This window comes from Succinivibrio dextrinosolvens DSM 3072, assembly GCF_900167015.1.
Classification (GTDB): Bacteria; Pseudomonadota; Gammaproteobacteria; order Enterobacterales; family Succinivibrionaceae; genus Succinivibrio; species Succinivibrio dextrinosolvens.
Window position 1 is genome coordinate 1 of record NZ_FUXX01000049.1, and the last position, 17,314, is coordinate 17,314.

Annotated in this window: 17 protein-coding genes and 1 pseudogene; 4 read left to right on the top strand and 14 right to left on the bottom strand. The window is 41.5% G+C overall.

From position 1 onward, the window contains the following. Positions 1 to 246, top strand: a 246-nt coding sequence (locus tag B5D46_RS12215) for a hypothetical protein (protein WP_159443099.1), incomplete at its 5' end; no start/stop codon positions are given. Between the two features lie 88 nt (positions 247 to 334). On the opposite strand, the gene B5D46_RS10315 is transcribed toward B5D46_RS12215, so the two are convergent. The 8 genes and pseudogenes from B5D46_RS10315 to B5D46_RS10350 form a co-directional block, all read right to left on the bottom strand. After that, on the bottom strand, positions 335 to 1,075 hold the full coding sequence (locus B5D46_RS10315) for an acid phosphatase (RefSeq protein ID WP_078929392.1): 741 nt from the start codon (positions 1,073 to 1,075) through the stop codon (positions 335 to 337). 334 nt (positions 1,076 to 1,409) lie between these two features. Then, a complete protein-coding gene (gene rplS, locus B5D46_RS10320) occupies positions 1,410 to 1,763 on the bottom strand; it encodes a 50S ribosomal protein L19 (RefSeq protein WP_031491129.1) in 354 nt (117 codons plus the stop codon). Positions 1,764 to 1,800: 37 nt separating this feature from the next. Next, the gene (gene trmD / locus B5D46_RS10325; RefSeq protein WP_078929393.1) at positions 1,801 to 2,544 is read right to left on the bottom strand and encodes a tRNA (guanosine(37)-N1)-methyltransferase TrmD; all 744 of its coding nucleotides are present in this window, start codon (positions 2,542 to 2,544) and stop codon (positions 1,801 to 1,803) included. Position 2,545: 1 nt separating this feature from the next. Continuing rightward, positions 2,546 to 3,076: a ribosome maturation factor RimM gene (gene rimM / locus B5D46_RS10330; protein ID WP_143675664.1), complete on the bottom strand. Its 531-nt coding sequence runs from the start codon at positions 3,074 to 3,076 to the stop codon at positions 2,546 to 2,548. Between the two features lie 144 nt (positions 3,077 to 3,220). Beyond that, a pseudogene (gene rpsP / locus B5D46_RS12400) lies at positions 3,221 to 3,445 on the bottom strand (30S ribosomal protein S16); the annotation flags it as partial. Positions 3,446 to 3,759: 314 nt separating this feature from the next. Further along, complete coding sequence (gene ffh / locus B5D46_RS10340) at positions 3,760 to 5,154, bottom strand: signal recognition particle protein (protein ID WP_031491134.1); 1,395 nt, start codon at positions 5,152 to 5,154, stop codon at positions 3,760 to 3,762. A 185-nt stretch (positions 5,155 to 5,339) separates the two neighbouring features. Continuing rightward, a complete protein-coding gene (locus B5D46_RS10345) occupies positions 5,340 to 6,020 on the bottom strand; it encodes a methionine ABC transporter permease (RefSeq protein WP_200805048.1) in 681 nt (226 codons plus the stop codon). Beyond that, positions 6,017 to 7,045 carry a methionine ABC transporter ATP-binding protein gene (locus tag B5D46_RS10350; RefSeq protein ID WP_078929395.1) on the bottom strand — a complete coding sequence of 343 codons (1,029 nt, stop codon included), beginning with the start codon at positions 7,043 to 7,045 and terminating at the stop codon, positions 6,017 to 6,019. Before B5D46_RS10350 ends, B5D46_RS10345 begins: the two co-directional genes overlap by 4 nt. 127 nt (positions 7,046 to 7,172) lie before the next feature. Here B5D46_RS10350 and B5D46_RS10355 point away from each other — a divergent pair, with 127 nt between their 5' ends. From B5D46_RS10355 to B5D46_RS10365, 3 genes are read left to right on the top strand one after another with little or no spacing between them, the layout of a single operon-like run. After that, entirely contained in the window at positions 7,173 to 8,018 is an 846-nt protein-coding gene (locus B5D46_RS10355; protein WP_051639204.1) for a MetQ/NlpA family ABC transporter substrate-binding protein, read from the top strand. Between the two features lie 9 nt (positions 8,019 to 8,027). Beyond that, positions 8,028 to 9,158 (top strand): M20 family metallopeptidase, encoded by a 1,131-nt coding sequence (locus B5D46_RS10360; RefSeq protein WP_078929396.1) that lies wholly within the window; start codon positions 8,028 to 8,030, stop codon positions 9,156 to 9,158. A gap of 21 nt (positions 9,159 to 9,179) precedes the next feature. Beyond that, a complete protein-coding gene (locus B5D46_RS10365) occupies positions 9,180 to 10,511 on the top strand; it encodes an MATE family efflux transporter (protein WP_078929397.1) in 1,332 nt (443 codons plus the stop codon). A 31-nt stretch (positions 10,512 to 10,542) separates the two neighbouring features. On the opposite strand, the gene B5D46_RS10370 is transcribed toward B5D46_RS10365, so the two are convergent. From B5D46_RS10370 to B5D46_RS10395, 6 genes are all read right to left on the bottom strand, one after another. Next, entirely contained in the window at positions 10,543 to 11,277 is a 735-nt protein-coding gene (locus B5D46_RS10370; protein WP_051639207.1) for a tetratricopeptide repeat protein, read from the bottom strand. Positions 11,278 to 11,506: 229 nt separating this feature from the next. Next, on the bottom strand, positions 11,507 to 12,466 hold the full coding sequence (mdh, locus tag B5D46_RS10375; protein ID WP_078929398.1) for a malate dehydrogenase: 960 nt from the start codon (positions 12,464 to 12,466) through the stop codon (positions 11,507 to 11,509). 209 nt (positions 12,467 to 12,675) lie between these two features. Beyond that, on the bottom strand, positions 12,676 to 15,234 hold the full coding sequence (locus B5D46_RS10380) for a bifunctional aconitate hydratase 2/2-methylisocitrate dehydratase (protein ID WP_078929399.1): 2,559 nt from the start codon (positions 15,232 to 15,234) through the stop codon (positions 12,676 to 12,678). A 22-nt stretch (positions 15,235 to 15,256) separates the two neighbouring features. Further along, complete coding sequence (ampD, locus tag B5D46_RS10385; protein ID WP_143675665.1) at positions 15,257 to 15,799, bottom strand: 1,6-anhydro-N-acetylmuramyl-L-alanine amidase AmpD; 543 nt, start codon at positions 15,797 to 15,799, stop codon at positions 15,257 to 15,259. A gap of 12 nt (positions 15,800 to 15,811) precedes the next feature. Further along, positions 15,812 to 16,747, bottom strand: coding sequence for a UDP-3-O-acyl-N-acetylglucosamine deacetylase (gene lpxC, locus B5D46_RS10390; RefSeq protein WP_078929401.1), 936 nt, complete (start codon positions 16,745 to 16,747; stop codon positions 15,812 to 15,814). Between the two features lie 334 nt (positions 16,748 to 17,081). Further along, on the bottom strand, positions 17,082 to 17,314 hold a 233-nt coding region (locus B5D46_RS10395), incomplete at its 5' end, for a site-specific integrase (protein ID WP_143675643.1).

Here is a 17,314-nt window from a genome sequence, read left to right on the forward strand (position 1 = left end):
TCTGACAACAAACTTCTGGCTATGCTTGATTCGATTGAACAGACTGTATTCAGAAATGGTGCTTATTATTCAGAAGTTACCGGTGTTCAGAAAGAGCTTTTGAATGCTTTAGATATTCCTCTGCCAACACCTGAACCATATGGAAAAGTCGGTAAAGAGGAAGAAGACGTAGATGAGGATGATGACATCAGATCTCTTGATGAACTGGAGATCGTTTTAAACAAGCTCGAGGCTCAGGCAAAATAAAGGCAGGAGTTTTAGTCCTGCCTCTACTAGAAACCTAAACATATAAAAATTAACAAAGTTTAGGTCTTAAATAAGTGTAATCAGTTTATTACTTAACTTCTGATTTCTGCTTAAATTCTTCTTTAGCAAGCTTTAACTGAGACATAAACTCTTCATTTGCGTGTAGACGAGCAACAACAGCAGAAGCAACTACACGTGCAGCATCTACGTCAGACTGCCAGTGATAACCACAAATTACACGGCTCTGGCCCATATCAAAACCTCTCTTTAGAATCTCATTCTGTCTGAAAGGATTGATCTCTGCTAAAACTAATGCCTCAGCCCAGCCAATAGCGGTATGGCCTGATGGATATGAACCATTTGTAGATAGAGTCTTCTGATCCTTCATATTACAGGTATTAACACCATAGAAAGCAAAAGGACGAACTCTCATGTAGTGTTCTTTTGCAGATCTGGTTGCCAGGTCGCCAGCGTCTTCTACCATCTTGCTCATTAACTTGTAGATCTGAGGTGTATTATCTTTAGAAATCTTCATACCGAAAGCTTCAGATAAAGCTGCAGATACACCCTTAGCATCTACTTCTGCATCTCTTGCAGCCTGAGCACCTCTTTCGGTCTTTCTTAACATAAAGCCCTTGTTGTACTGAGCCTGGTCATTTAAGAAGGTAACGCTATCCATTGCTGGTGGAGGAGGTAATAAAGCTAAGCTGTCTGCTACGTCTGAAGCATTTAGATAATACTTCTCTGGAGCAGTTCTAACATCATTGTGAGCTGCTAAGGTAGCAGTAGAAATCAACATGGTAGCAAGAAGAAGTTTCTTTAAAATCATAGTGATGTAAGTCCTTTATGTTTGGTCAAAAAAAATAATTGGATTTTTTTCTTCGGATAGAATGCCATAAGAAAAAACAAATCAAAATAACTTTAAAGTAAAAATACAAGAGTGCTCATCAAAATTAAAATTGAAAATGGAGTAACTCACAAATTTCTACATTCACTATTGAAAGGAACACTTATTCTCGATCAGAAAATTGATTACTGAACGACAGGATTTATATGGAAAAACAGAATATTAGAATCAAAAAATAAGAAGTTAATTTAGAGAGGCACAAACTAAAATCCCTTGTCGATGACAAGGGATTGTATTCACAGAAAAGATTATCTGATTAGTTAATCTTCTCACGGATACGTGCAGCCTTACCGGTACGGTCACGTAAGTAGTATAGCTTAGCGCGACGAACGTCACCGCGGCGGGTAACCTTAACAGAAGCAATCATTGGAGAGTGAGTCTGGAATACACGCTCAACACCCTCGCCTGATGACATCTTACGAACGGTGAATGAAGAATTTAAACCACGGTTACGCTTTGCAATAACGTTGCCTTCGAAAGCCTGTAGACGGGTCTTGTCACCTTCAACAACCTTAACCTCAACACGTACGGTATCACCTGGGTTGAACTCAGGAATATCAGTACGGATCTGCTCTTTCTCTAGCTGGTCAATAATTGGATTGCTAGCCATTTTTAGTACCTTCCATTAACAAGGATAAACAAAAAAACTATTTTAAATCGTGTTCTTGAAGATATTCATCAAGCAGCTTACGTTCTAACTTGGTAAGCTCACGATTCTTCAGCAAATCAGGTCTTCTTTCATATGTACGACCAAGACATTGCTGTAGGCGCCAGTTTCGAATTCTCTCATGGTTACCGCTCATCAGAACTTCAGGAACTCTCATTCCGTCAATTTCTTCTGGACGGGTGTACTGCGGAAAATGCAGCAGACCTTGAGCAAAAGAATCTTCTTGCGCATTCTGAATGTTTCCTAAAACACCAGGAACCATTCTTGAAACAGCATCGATGATACACATGGCAGGGAGTTCACCCCCTGAGAGGACGTAGTCACCGACAGAAACCTCCAGATCGACTTCCTTCTGAAGGACACGCTCATCAATACCCTCATAGCGTCCCGCTATAAGAATTACAGAGCCCCAACTGTGGATATCTGTGACCAACGAGTGATTGAGCTGTACGCCTTGAGGAGACATACATACAACTTTAGTATCCTTCGGTGCTTGACTTCGAGCAACTCTAAGAGCATCTCTTAATGGCTGTACCTGCATCAGCATACCAGGACCGCCACCGTAAGGTTTATCGTCCACGTTGCCGAATTTATCTTCAGTATAATCTCGAGGATTTATGCAATCGACTTTGATAAGTCCGTTTTCAAAAGCTCTTCGAGTTACGCCGAATTTAGTAACAGCGTCAATCATCTCAGGAAAGAGCGTAATGACACCAAAATACATATTAGTAATCTACGCCCCACTCAACCTCAATTGTTTTAGCATTGAGATCAACTGCTTTAACAATCGGGCCAACGACATAAGGAATCAAGAATTTCTCTTTGCGTTCCTTTGCCAGGTGGTCAGAGGGAGACACTTCCATTAAGGGAGCAGCTCCATAATCCCTAATTCTCGATACTTTACCGAGCATTACACCTTCAAGTCCTATAACCTGACAACCTACAAGGTCAGACAGATATACAGTACCTTCTGGTACAGGAGGTAGGCTTGAGCGCCTAATCCCAATTTCAGCTCCTGCATAAAGCTTAGCTTCTTCAGGAGTTGATGCCACATCAAGCTTAACAATAAAATCGTTACCGTGTGGCTTATATTCTTCAACCTGGACCTCACGCCATTCCGCCCCGCGCTGACGTATAAACCATGGCGAGTAGTCAAAAAGGTCCTCGGGTTGCTGCGTATATGAACGAACCTTCATCCATCCATATACTCCAAATGATGAGCCTAAGGCTCCCATTGGACGCGGTGTATCAGTCAAAGCTTATTAAGCCTCAGCTGACTCAGATGCTTCAGCCTCAGCCTTAGCCTTAGCCTCTGCAGCTGCTTTCTTAGCTGCTACAGCTGCTGCGTGCTTATCAGCCTTAGCCTTTAAAACAGCCTCTTCGCCCATCTCGTTCTCAACAAGAAGACGCTTTACACGATCTGAAGGCTGTGCGCCCTTAGCAATCCAAGCATTGATTGCTTCTAGATCTAGACGAAGACGAATCTCTTTACCCTTAGCGATTGGGTTAAAAATACCAACCTGCTGAATAAAACGACCAGTTGCAGCAAAACGCTTGTCTGCAACAATTACGTGATAAAATGGACGCTTTTTCGCACCTAAGCGACGTAAACGAATGACTACCATTTCGCATTACCTTTATTTAGTTAAACAATCATGATGAAAAGTCATCATACAAAAACAGTTGCAGTATTTTACACCTTTTACCGAAAAAAACAAGATCATCATCACTATTGGAAGATTATTTTTAACATACTGTAAAAACAGAAAAAAATAATTCTCCGAATCCTGCGATAAAACCGGATTAACTGCTTATAAAACAAGGTGTTAAAAGAATATAGGAATTAACCTGTATATAGGATTATTTTTGAGAGAAGAAAAAATTTTTTTTCAGCTTCGATAAGATATCGAAGCTGAATTATACAAGATTTTAGGCAGGACTATCTGCGGAAGAAATTACCCATTCCTCCCATACCGCCCATGCCGCCCATGGCCCCCATCATGCCCTTCATAGCTCCGGCCATCTTACGGATTCCGCCCTTACCCATCTTCTTCATCATCTTCTGGGTCATATCGAACTGACGTAAAAGAACATTAACCTCATGTATCTCTACACCGGCACCCATGGCAATTCTTTTCTTTCTTGATCCCTTGATAATCTCAGGATGAATTCTCTCTTTCTTTGTCATGGAGTTGATGATTGCCTCCATATGTAAAAGAGATTTATCGTTAACCTTATCTTTAATCTGATCAGAAATATTACCCATTCCAGGAAGCTTATCCAGAAGACCAGACATACCGCCCATCTTCTTCATCTGAGTAATCTGATCTCTGAAGTCCTCAAAGGTAAAGCCCTCACCGGACTTAATCTTCTGAGCAACCTTCTTAGCCTGCTCCATATCGGTGTTACGTTGCAGATCCTCAATAAGAGACAGCACATCACCCATATCAAGAATACGGCTTGCAATACGATCTGGATGGAATGGCTCAAGTGGAACAATCTTTTCACCTAAACCGATGAATTTGATTGGCTTACCAGTTATTTCCTTAACACTTAGTGCAGCACCGCCACGGGCGTCACCGTCAGCCTTGGTTAAAATAACACCGGTTAGATCTAATGCTTCACCAAAGGCCTTGGCAGTGTTAGCTGCATCCTGACCGGTCATAGCATCAACAGTGAAGAATGTTTCAATAGGATCTGTCAGAGAATGAAGTCTCTTAACCTCATTCATCATTTCCTCATCAACTGCAAGACGACCAGCAGTATCAAGAATCATTACATCGTAAGCACGTAATTTAGCTTCTTTTAATGCTGCAGTTGCAATGTCCTCAGGCTTGTTCTTTGGATCTGATGGATAGCAGTCAACGCCGATTTCAACAGCAAGAGTCTTTAACTGATCCATAGCAGCAGGTCTGTAGGTATCAACTGAAACCAACAGAACCTTCTTGTTCATACGTTCCTTTAAGAACAGAGCAAGCTTAGCTGCAGATGTGGTTTTACCAGCACCCTGTAAACCGGCAAGCAGGATAACTGCAGGAGGCTGATGAGCAAGATTGATTTCACTGATCTGTCCACCCAGAGTCTCAATCAGTTCGGCATGAACAGCCTTGATAAACTCCTGACCAGGAGAAAGACTCAGATTAACTTCAGCACCAAGAGCTCTTTCTTTAACTCTATTGGTAAAACTTTTAACAACAGGAAGTGCAACATCAGCTTCTAATAAAGCAGTACGAACCTCACGTAAGGTATCCTTGATGTTTTCTTCTGTAATACGACCTTTACCGCTTATATTCTTAAGGGTACGTGTTAATCTTTGGGTTAAATTCTCGAACATTGAAATCAGCTCTTCAAAAAAAATCTAAACTACAGAATTTTGAATTATAACAGATACAGATTTTTTTTTGAATTTTGCACAAAACTCGAAATGCAAAAGAAAGTATAAATAGAGATTATGGACAATTTTGAAATCAGATGCAGATGACACTCTGGTTAAACATAGTCATCTGCAGAGGAAAGATATCAGTGTGATGTTTTCTTGATTATGTAATTACCAACAAACTGGAAAATACTGATCATCAGAAGTATGACAATCACGGTAAGCCAGATCATGTCACGATATCCCATCTGATAACCGTATCTGATGGCAAAATCTCCCAGACCACCTGCACCAATAGCACCTGCAATTGCAGTAATACCAATGAATGATACAAAGGTAATCATGGTTACACGAGTGATTCCTGGAATACTTTCCTTAAGATAGACACTGAAGATAATCTCCCAAGGAGACAGTCCCATTGACTGAGCAGCCTCAACAAGGCCTCCGTCAACTTCTGAGAGAACCTGTTCAATCTGTCTTGAGAAGAAAGGAACGGTACCGAATACCAGTGCCACAAATGAGCCCTCAAGACCTGAACCTGTACCGACAATAAAGCGAGACAGAGGAATCAGAAGAACCATCAGAATAATAAAAGGTATTGAACGGATAACATCTATACAGCGATCAAGTGTATTGAAGACCAGTCTGTTACGCATGATGCCACCTGATCTGGTTACTACCAGAGTTACACCAAGAGCAACACCAAGTATCCAGGCAATGGTTCCGGACACAAGAACCATAATGATGGTCTGGAACAGACACTCGTAGAATTCCTCTGACAGCCTTTCAAAGTTAGGCATTAAGATATTTATAATCTCCATCATTTCAGAATCTCCACTTTAACGCCCTTACCCTTTATATATGCAACAGCATCTTCAATCTTTGAGGTCTCTCCTGTCAGATGAACTGCCAGATGTCCTAGAGGAACACCTTTAATATAATCAATGTTTGCATAGAGAATATTCACTCTAACCTTGTATATATCGCAGATCTGAGTCATAAGGTCCTCACCAGTGGACTCCCCGGTATAGGTTAGAGACCAGATATTGGTTCCCTCCTTGATATCTGCAAGAGATCCTTTCTGATGAAGGATTTCCATAAATGATTTGATGTTTGAGGCTGTATCAAGGAAACGTTTGGTTAAAGGAGCCTTTGGATCTGCAAAAAGGTCGTAGACATTTCCACACTCAACCACGCTTCCGTTCTCCATTACAGCTGCTCTGTCACAGAGGTCTTTTACAACAGACATCTGGTGAGTAATAACCACGATTGTAAGATTTAGTTTCTTATTCAGGTCCTTGAGCAGATTTATAATCTGTTCTGTGGTCTGAGGATCCAATGCTGATGTAGCCTCATCACATAAAAGAACATCAGGATCGCATGCAAGAGCTCTGGCAATAGCAACACGCTGCTTCTGACCACCTGAAAGCTGAGATGGATAGGCATCACGACGGTCAGAAAGATCAACCATTTCAAGTAAAGACTCGATTTTCTTAACACGCTCTTTCTTTTCCATACCGGTTCGTTTTAAAGGAAGATCGATGTTTTCAAAAACAGTTCGTGAAGGCATCAGATTGAAATGCTGGAAGATCATGCCGATACGCTGACGGATTTTGCGAAGCTTGCTGTCTTCTAAAGAGGTAAGGTCGGTATCGCCAATGATTACCCTTCCCTCGCTTGGTCTTTCAAGAAGATTTATACATCTTACAAGAGTTGATTTACCGGCTCCTGAAAAGCCGATAATTCCAAAGATTTCACCGTCCTTAATTTCAATATTGACGTCTTTTAGAGCTTCAACCCTTCTCTTTTTCTGAATGAATGTTTTACTTATATGCTCAAGTTTGATCATTTTTAGTATAGCTTGTTGAAATAATAACGGTAGAATTATACATTATTACAAAGCGATAGGTATGCGGTCCTGCATATGGAAGTATATTTTTATCATCAGACAATCAACCAAAATTTAAGGTGAAAAAATGAAATTCAATCTGAAATCCCTACTGTTGGCATCTGTCCTTTCTGTATGTGCTGTTTCCGCCAACGCAGCTGATGTTAAAGAAATCAAAGTAGGTGTTGTTGGTGACTATGTTGCTCAGTGGGATACAGTAAACGAAATCCTAAAGAAGGATAATCTTAAGGTAAAGCTTGTAAGATACTCTGATTATGCAACTCCAAACCGTGCTCTGCATGATGGTGAAATTGACCTCAATGCGTTCCAGCACAAGGCATTTCTAAAGAACGATATCGAGCGTAACGGCTACGAGATTGTTGATATCGGCGATACAATCATCACTCCTCTTTGTGTATTCAACAACAAGGATAAGATTAAGTCTATTGAGGACATCAAGGACGGAGACATCATTGCTATTCCATCTGATTTAACAAATGGAGGACGCGCTCTTAAGGTTTTAGAGGCAGCCGGTCTTATCAAGGTTGATCCTTCAAAGGGATATACTCCAACCAAAGCTGATATCACCGAATACGTAAAGAAGATTAAGATTCGTGAGGCTGAATCAGGCATTCTGGCAAGAATTCTTCCTGATGTAAGCGCTGCGCTAATCAACGGCGGCAATGCCTATACCGCAAATTTAAATCCAAGCACAGATTCAGTCTATCAGGAGAATATTGATCCTAAGGTAAATCCTGCTGCAGCTGTTTTAATCAATGTTATTGCAGCTAAAAAAGACAGAGCTGATGATGCTGATCTGAAGAAGGTTGTAGAGGCATATCAGACTGATGCTGTAGCTGATACCATTCTTGAGGCCTACAAGGGAGCATTCCTTCCTGCATGGGCTGGAGCAAAAGGCGGTTTTGTTAAGTAGAGTTAATGAATGATATCTAATCTAAAAGACTACCTTGATGCTCTGGAAAAGGTAGTCAATATAGACTGTGGCAGTACTGATACTCATGGAGTTACCAGTGTCTGCCGTATATTCTGCGACCTTTTCAGAAACAGTGGTTTCCATGTAGAAGAGGTCGATCTTGGAGATAAGGTCGGACATGGAATGTTTACCACAAACAAACCAGAGGCTGACCATTATGATCTGCTTTTATCAGGACATCTGGATACCGTTTTTGCTAAGGGTACAGCAAAGCAGAGACCATTCAGAATTGAAGGCAATATGGCCTACGGTCCAGGTGTTGCAGACATGAAGAATGGTTGTCTGGCAATTCTCTATGCACTGTGTACTCTTGAGAAAAGTGTTCTGAACTCTCTATCCGTTGCAGTTTTATTCAACCCAGATGAAGAAATCGGAAGTCCGTTCTCTACCCCTTGGATTGATTCCTACGCAAAGAAATCATCATATGCTCTGGTATTTGAATCACAGGAAAAGCTAGGTCTTATCACCGAAAGACGTAAGGGTATTTCTCACATAGACATCTTCATGCACGGTGTAGGAGCTCATGCGGGGTTTTGTCCTGAGAAAGGCAGAAGTGCAATCAATGCCATGGCAAACTGCATTTTCAGAATAAATGAGCTTGCTACCAAGGATATTACCGTAAACTTCGGTACCATTCAGGGTGGAACAATTGCAAATGCAATTGCTCAGGACTGTCAGGCACGAGTAGATGTCAGATTCTGGACCAACGAACAGTGGGACGAGTTCTTCACTAAATTCAAGGCTGAGTTTGAAAAGCCATTTGGAAAGGATATCAAGGCAGAATACAAGATTCTGGTCTTAAATCCACCAATGATTATGGTCAAAGGTATTGATGAGCTTAAGCAGATAGTAACTGAATCTGCAGCAAAGCTTGGAATAAAATTAACCTTCCAGTCATCAGGCGGTGTATCAGATGGCAATCATATCTCTCAGTGCAATCTTCCTGTTCTGGATTCCTTTGGTCCTTTAGGTGGAGACTGTCATACTGAAAGAGAATGGCTTGATGTTAATTCTGTCAACACAACAGTTGAAATTCTCAAGAACATTCTAAGAAATGTTCATCAGAGAAAAAACGCTTAGAAACGAGTATTAGGCCACCACATGCATTCAGACATTCTGACACGCGGCAATATTTATAAATCCATTATTCTCTACGCTATACCAATCATCATAGGAAATAGCGTTCAGCAGCTGTATAACTTCTTTGATATGCTGATTGTCGGAAGAATTATCGGACTTGATGCCCTTGCTGCCTGTGGAGCTACCGGACCTATATTCTTTCTGGTCTTCGGTTTTATCTTTGCCTCAACTCAGGGATTCACTATCGTTACTGCCCATAAATTTGGTGAGAAGAATTTTGATCTGATAAAAAAATCCTACGCAATCTCAACAATCCTCTCCGTAATAATTGCTATTGCAGTAACCGCTCTGATTCTTCCCCTCTCCTACCGTATTCTTGATTTTCTGCATACGCCAAAGGAGATTTTAGAGCTAGCCCATACATACATGTACATCATTGTTGCAGGAACTCTGCCTCTGATTCTGTATAACCTTCTGGCATGTATCATGAGAGCTCTGGGCGACAGTAAGACTCCTCTGTATTTTCTTATCATCTCCTCCGTTATAAATCTTTGTCTGGATCTGGTTTTCATTCTGGAATTTGATATGGGAATTGCAGGTGCAGCTTACGCCACAGTTGTAGCATGGACCGTATCAGATATCCTCTGCTACATCTATATTCACAGAAGATTTCCTGAATTAAGACTGTCTTTTGACGACTTCCGCTTCAGCATGGATTTTCTCTACAGACACGTTAAGATTGGACTCCCAATGGGATTCCAGCTATGCATCATCTCTCTTTGTACTCTTGTACTGCAAAGCGGTATCAACAGACTGGGAACCAATGCTGTTGCCGCCTTTACTACAGCAATTATTGTCGATCAGATATTCTCTCAGCTTTATATAGCCTTAGGCTCGGTAATATCCGTATTCACAGCTCAGAACTATGGAGCTTGCAGCTATGAAAGAATTAAAGAAGGAGTGAAAAAGGGATTTGTTCTCAATATCGGTATTACTCTGTTTCTTGCAGTTCTGATTGTACTGTTCTCAAAGCCTCTGATTGAGGTCTTTATTGAGAATAACAATCTCTCTATTATAAGACTGGCACAGGAAACCTTATACGTATACGTAATCTTCTATATCTTCTTTGGAATGATTATGGTTCTGAAGAATACCCTTCTGGGTCTTGGTCTTGCAAAATACCCTCTAATCTCAAGTTTCTTTGAACTGGGTATCCGCTACTTCATAATCGATCTGCTGCTTGAGAAATTTGGATATATTGGTGTCTGCTCTATTATGCCTATAGGATGGATAGTAGGCTTTTCAATTATGTTAGGAGCCTATCTATACGAAAAAAGGAGACTCACTATCTAGCAGGTCTCCTATTTTTGCTTGGAATTATTCTTTAAAAATCCGGTGCAAAGGCTTCATTTCTTGCCACAACATTAGGTGGCAGGAACTTTTTGAGCTGCTCCTGAAGATATAGCTTCTTAGCCTTGGAATACTCATCATCAAAATCACAGTGATACAGCCAGCCATAGGCCTCTTCATAAAGATTTGGAGAGCCAAAACCACGAACCAGCATATCAGCCCAGTTTAATCTTGCAGTCTTAGAACCTAATGCTGCAGCAGTATGCATATACTGCTCTGACATATTAAGACTCTTACCCATGCCTGAACCGCGCTCGTAATAAACAGACATCTGCATCATTGCAGGAGCATAGCCATTATCAGCTGAATGTCTGATATATCCAAGTCCCAGTTCCTTATCTTCTCTAACACAGATACCGCCTAAAAGCATCTGGCCCCATGCATACATGAACACAGGACTCTTAACGAGACGTGCACGGTCTTCAATATCAGCAGTGAACTGACACTTATCCTGATCTCTTACAATCTCTGTCAGACGACTGTTTTCAATAATGGAATTCATCTTGTCAGGAGAATACATCTCAGTGCTGGCATTAGGAGCAGAATTGGCAAGTCCGCTAAAATCAATGCCGGACAAAGTATCTCTTGCAACCATTGCTCTGGTTGAAGTCATAACCTCATACTTTGCAGCATTAACTGAATCTGAATAAGAAATGATTGCAAAACCAAGGGCTAGTGCAATGGCACTAATCTTGAAATGTTTTACCATTATTTCCTCCTTGGTTTAAATGAATTGTTATAAGTATAGAACATAAAACAAATGCAAATTCTCAAATCACTTTGAAAATCTGCGACGCTCTTATCCCATATTTATTTACGGCAGAATTCTAAAAAAATTTAATAATATTTGAAACAAAAAAAGCCCTGACGATTTTAATATCAGTCAGAGCCTTTATTTGATTCGTTAAAGAATCACTAAAATCTAAGTGTATTTCAGATTACTTGTTCTCTGATAACCACTTCTGAGCAAAATCAACACCCTTCTTGATGTTGGTTGCTAACTGAGGAGCTGCCTCGTCGATTAACTTCTGCTCGAAATCTGAAACGGTACCGTAGTCGATAACCTCATCCCAGCCGTTCTTACCGAAACGAACTGCCTGAGCGAAGAAAGGAGCAACCTTTGAGCCGCCTTCAACGTATGCGTACTCGTTAACACCTGGCTCACCCATTAAGCCCTTAACAACCTTAAGAGCAAAACGTGCACCAGCAGTTGCCATTGATAGAGTTGCTGAACCAGCACCAGCCTTAGCCTCAACAACCTCGGTACCAGCGTTCTGGATACGGTCGGTTAGAGCCTTGATACGGTCAGCAGCAATCTTCTCGTGACCGATAACCTTTGATAGTAAAGGAATGATGGTGGTGCCTGAGTGACCGCCGATTACTGGAACTAGAATTCTCTGGTTAGAAATACCTAGCTCAGCTGCTAGGAAGGTCTCTGAACGTAGAACGTCTAGAGCTGAAACACCGAATAGACGGTGCTTGTCGTATACACCTTCAGCCTTTAGAACTTCAGCTGCTAGAGGTACAGTTGAGTTAACTGGGTTGGTGATGATGCAGATGCATGCCTTTGGACATACACGTGCACAGTTGCGAACTAGGTTAGCAATGATGCCTGCGTTGATGTTGAACAGATCATCACGGGTCATACCTGGCTTACGAGCAACACCAGCTGGAATTACAACAACGTCAGCACCTTCAAGAGCCTTTGGAAGATCCTCACCGGTGAAACCCTGAACCTCAACGTCTGTAGGGATGTGGCTTAGATCAACTGCTACACCAGGGGTAAATGGTGCAACGTCATATAGACCTAACTTTGAACCTGCTGGTAATGAATTCTTTAAAATCATTGATAAAGGCTGGCCAATACCGCCTGCTGCACCTAAAACTGCAACTTTCATGTGTTACTCCTAACAAAATGAAAAAAGGTAGATCTTGTCTACAACTTGAATAAAAATTTTTTTCGTATCCCGTAATTATAGCAAACACGGAATCGTCTTTGTTTAATCTGCACAGTATACAACGTGATTATGTGATATTAATAGAAAAATGCAGAGATATAAGGCTAACCTCTGCATTTTGTATAATAGGATGCACCAAGAACTACAATTTATTCGCTCTTAGAGAAATCAAGCAGTGAATAGATTGAATCTTCCTTTCCATCAAGGCATCTGGTGTTGTCAAAGTACTCTTCAACTGATGGCAGTCTGCCCAGTTTAGCAGTGACAGAAGCCAGCTCTGCACTACCCAGGAACACATTTGCACCATTTCCAAGACGGTTAGGGAAATTACGTGTTGAGGTTGAAATCACTGTAGCATTGTCAGCTACTCGTGCCTGATTACCCATACATAGAGAGCAACCTGGGATTTCGATTCTTGCGCCAGCCTTACCTAGTATTGACAACAGACCTTCATCTGACAGCTCCTGTCTGTCCATACGGGTTGGAGGAGCCATCCACAGTCTGACTTTAGCTTCGCTCTTAAGGTCTCTGAAGATTTCAGCTGCTGCACGATAGTGACCGATGTTGGTCATGCATGAACCAATGAACACTTCATCAATCTTGGTGTTGGCAACCTCTGATAATAATCTTGCATCATCAGGATCATTTGGAGCACACAGGATTGGTTCTTTAATCTCATCCAGGTCAATCTCTAAAACCTCAGCATATGAGCAGTCCTTATCTGCTTCAATCAGGCTAGGATTCTCAAGCCACTTCTGCATAGCATCAGCACGCTTTAGAAGAGCATCCTTTGACTCATAGCCATCCTCTGCCATCTTTCTTAGCAGAGCGATATTAGATTTCAGATACTTCTCAACTGAAGACTGAGACAGCTTGATAGCACAGGCTGCTGCAGAACGCTCAGCAGATGCGTCTGCAAGCTCGAAGGCGTGCTCTACGCTTAAATTCTCAAGACCTTCAATTTCGATAATCTTACCGGAGAATACGTTCTTCTTGCCCTTCTTCTCAACAGTTAAAAGGCCTTTCTTAATAGCAAAGTAAGGAATTGCATGTACAAGGTCACGAAGAGTGATACCTGCCTTTCTCTTGCCCTTAAAGCGAACAAGAACTGACTCTGGCATATCAAGAGGCATAATTCCTGTTGCTGCAGCAAAAGCTACCAGACCAGAACCTGCTGCAAATGAAATACCTAAAGGCATACGGGTATGAGAATCACCACCTGTACCTACAGTATCTGGCAGACACATTCTGTTAAGCCAGGTGTGAATAACACCATCACCAGGATTTAAAGCTACACCGCCACGTGAATGGATAAACTTAGGCAGTGTTGAATGGGTCTTTACGTCAACACTCTTTGGATATGCTGCTGTATGACAGAATGACTGCATTACCATAGGAGCAGTAAATTTCAGACAGGCAAGATCAACAAGCTCATCACGAGTCATAGGACCAGTTGTATCCTGAGAACCTACAGTTGTAATTACAGGCTGACAGTACTGACCTGGACGGATACCTTCAACACCGCAGGCTCTGCCAACAATCTTCTGAGCACGGGTAAATCCGCCTGATGCCTTAACCTCTGAAGCCTTGGCAAATACGTCAGTTGGACCAAGCTTCAGATAAGCTCTAGCTCTGTCGGTCAGATCCTTACCGATAATCAGTGGAATTCTACCGCCAGCACGAACCTCATCTAAAAGAGTTGGAGTCTTTAGGGAGAAACTGCACAGAACTTCGCCAGTCTGATGGTTAGTGATAGTGCCGTCATATACATTAAGATCAACTACATCGCCACGATTCAGCCTTGATACATCTGCCTCTAAAGGAAGCGCACCTGAATCCTCCAGGGTATTGTAGAAAATAGGAGCAATCTTGCCGCCAACTACTACACCGCCAGCTCTCTTGTTAGGAACACCTTCGATGTCATGACCTATATGCCATAAAAGAGAATTTGCAGCAGACTTTCTTGATGAACCGGTACCGACAACGTCACCAACAAAGATTAAAGGAAAACCTTTGCTCTTTAAGGCTTCGATGGTTGAAACAGGACCTTTAACGCCTTCAACGTCAGCCTTTAAGTCATCTCGTGACATCTTGTACATGGCAAGAGCATGCAGAGGAATATCTGGACGTGACCAGGCATCAGGAGCAGGAGAGAAATCATCGGTATTGGTCTCACCAGCAACCTTGAATACAGTCAGAGTAACCTTGGAAGGGAAACTCTCCTTTGATGTAAACCAGGTGGCATCAGCCCACTTTTTAATCAGATTTAATGCAAAAGTATTGCCCTTGTCTGCAAGAGCAGCTATCTCGTCAAAGGCATTGTAAATAAGCAGGGTATGCTCCAGGGCAGTCTCTGCTTCAGCAGCCATAGACTTGTCTTCAAGAAGCTTGATTAGGTAGCCGACATTGAAACCGCCTTTCATGGTACCTAAAAGCTTTACAGCAAGAGTTTTGTCAACAACAGGACTTACAGTCTTTCCTGTTGCAATGTCATATAAAAACTCTGCCTTGATAGCTGAAGACTCATCAACACCAGGATTGATTCTGTCCTTTAGAAGATGCAGAAGCTCAGATTCAGAGCCTACAGGTGGATTCTTACAGAGTTCACACAGCTGCTTGGTAAATTCTGCATTCAGAGGTAAAGGCTCAACACCAAGACGGGCACGCTCGCCTGCCTGCTCATAATACTCAGTTAAATACTTTTCCATATAAGAGGTACACCTATGGTAATTATCGTATTTGGCTCCAGTCGAAGAATTTACCTGGGTCGGTTTTTCTGCCTGGTGCTACTTCATTGTGTCCGGCTATGTTATTTCCAATATCCGGATAGGTTTTCTTAAGAACTGCAATTACATCCTTAAGAGTTGAATACTGTTCTATAGTGTATTCAAGATCATCGCAGCCCTCAAGTTCGATACCAATTGAGTAGTCATTGCACTCTTTATGCCCATTATAGGATGATCTGCCGGCGTGCCATGCTCTGTCGAGGAAGGAAACATACTGGGTAATTACGCCCTGGCGGTTGATGAAAAGATGAGTAGAGGCTTCAAGATGAGCAACTTCCTTAAAGTAAGGATGAGCATTAGGATCTAAAGTACCCTTGAAAATATCATCAACATATGGTCCGCCGAACTGGCGAGGAGGAAGTGAAATACAGTGAATTACGATAAGAGAAATTTTAGTCCCCTCAGGTCTTTTTCCATACCTGTCAACAGGGACTTTACGGATGTTTATATCGTCAGAATATAGCCATCCTGACTTGATTTCAAACACAGAAACCTCCAGTTAGAAGGCAGTTAAAGTCTTTTTGGCGTCAAGAAAATTGATTGCATTTGATTTTGTTTTCTGAGTATCAGCAAACTGAATAATCTCATAGTTTGAAGAATCAGATAACAGAGCTCTTAAAAGACGGTTGTTCAGATCATGACCGGTCTTGTAAGCTTTGAAATTAGCAAGAATGCTGTGACCATCCATGTATAAGTCACCGATAGCATCTAACAGCTTGTGTTTTACAAACTCATCCTCGTAACGCAGACCTTCTGGATTAATTACTCTGTTATCATCCAGAACAACGGCATTTTCAAGAGAACCGCCTAATGCAAGATTGTGAGCATGCATAAACTCAACATCTCTCATAAAGCAGAATGTTCTTGCTCTTGAAACGTCACGGGCAAATGCTTCACCGGTAAAGGTCATAGCATAGTGCTGCTTATCTCTGTCCATTGCAGGGTGGTTGAAGTCAATCTGAAGATCAAGATTGAAACCGCTCTCTGAAGGAGTCAATTCCGCCCACTTGCCTTCATTTTCAACACGAACCTTGCGAACAACACGAATGAATTTCTTTGGAACTGAAAGCTCCTGAATACCTACAGAAGCAAACAGATAAAGGAATGGCTGAGCTGAACCATCCATAACAGGAATCTCAGGGGCATTCACATCAACATAGAGGTTATCGATACCCAGAGATGACAGTGCGGCAGTAAGATGTTCAACAGTAGAAATACGAACACCAGCCTCATTTACCAGAGCGGTACATAACTGAGTGTCCTTTACATTATCTGCTGTACATTTCATTGTAACATTTGGATTCAGATCGGTTCTTGTATACACAATACCAGTATCTGCTGGAGCAGGTCTGAATGCTACCTGAACCTTGGCGCCTGAATGTAAACCGATACCAGTCATTGATACTGGCTTTAGAATTGTACGCTGATTGATCATCAAAATACCTCACACTTTCTGCGTGTAATTATAATACATCTTTCAGATATGTGAAATGTGTCAAGATAATTTACTTTGACAAACACTTTCATTAACATCTTAGGATGCAAATCTTAGCGTTACCTTAGCCGTTTTTTTCGCACGAACCAAACATTCATCTTTCTGATTTCTATATGTATATTATAAGATATCCTCTTTTAGTCGAGCCCAATCGAGTAGGGCGAGTTCTAACTCAGCCCTCTCACAACACTTATCCCGACTTTATGATTATACCGTAAAGCAGCAAAAATCGGCTTAGTTACGGGCATCGGTACATAAAAAGTCGGGATAACATTTACATAAGTCCATACAGTCTCTTGAGAACTACATCATCATTATCAAATTTAAAATCAACTGCAGATCTGATGATTGGATTAAAGTCTGAAGTTGCTTTTTCAACTGCATCTTGTATCATCTTAACATCAGCATTTGCATAATATTTAATAGTTGTTTCCATCTGTGTATGACCTAACCACTCTGAAAGAAGTGGCATTGGCATCCCATTTCGATAAAGATGCATTGCCCTAG

Bases quoted from the DNA above. Each gene is read 5' to 3' on its own strand.
- rplS (WP_031491129.1), bottom strand. From the start codon at position 1,763: ATGGCTAGCAATCCAATTATTGACCAGCTAGAGAAAGAGCAGATCCGT.
- trmD (WP_078929393.1), bottom strand. From the start codon at position 2,544: ATGTATTTTGGTGTCATTACGCTCTTTCCTGAGATGATTGACGCTGTT.
- B5D46_RS10380 (WP_078929399.1), bottom strand. From the start codon at position 15,234: ATGGAAAAGTATTTAACTGAGTATTATGAGCAGGCAGGCGAGCGTGCC.
- B5D46_RS10350 (WP_078929395.1), bottom strand. From the start codon at position 7,045: ATGATCAAACTTGAGCATATAAGTAAAACATTCATTCAGAAAAAGAGA.
- mdh (WP_078929398.1), bottom strand. From the start codon at position 12,466: ATGAAAGTTGCAGTTTTAGGTGCAGCAGGCGGTATTGGCCAGCCTTTA.
- B5D46_RS10370 (WP_051639207.1), bottom strand. From the start codon at position 11,277: ATGGTAAAACATTTCAAGATTAGTGCCATTGCACTAGCCCTTGGTTTT.
- B5D46_RS10315 (WP_078929392.1), bottom strand. From the start codon at position 1,075: ATGATTTTAAAGAAACTTCTTCTTGCTACCATGTTGATTTCTACTGCT.
- ffh (WP_031491134.1), bottom strand. From the start codon at position 5,154: ATGTTCGAGAATTTAACCCAAAGATTAACACGTACCCTTAAGAATATA.
- B5D46_RS10355 (WP_051639204.1), top strand. From the start codon at position 7,173: ATGAAATTCAATCTGAAATCCCTACTGTTGGCATCTGTCCTTTCTGTA.
- B5D46_RS10360 (WP_078929396.1), top strand. From the start codon at position 8,028: ATGATATCTAATCTAAAAGACTACCTTGATGCTCTGGAAAAGGTAGTC.
- lpxC (WP_078929401.1), bottom strand. From the start codon at position 16,747: ATGATCAATCAGCGTACAATTCTAAAGCCAGTATCAATGACTGGTATC.
- B5D46_RS10365 (WP_078929397.1), top strand. From the start codon at position 9,180: ATGCATTCAGACATTCTGACACGCGGCAATATTTATAAATCCATTATT.
- B5D46_RS10345 (WP_200805048.1), bottom strand. From the start codon at position 6,020: ATGATGGAGATTATAAATATCTTAATGCCTAACTTTGAAAGGCTGTCA.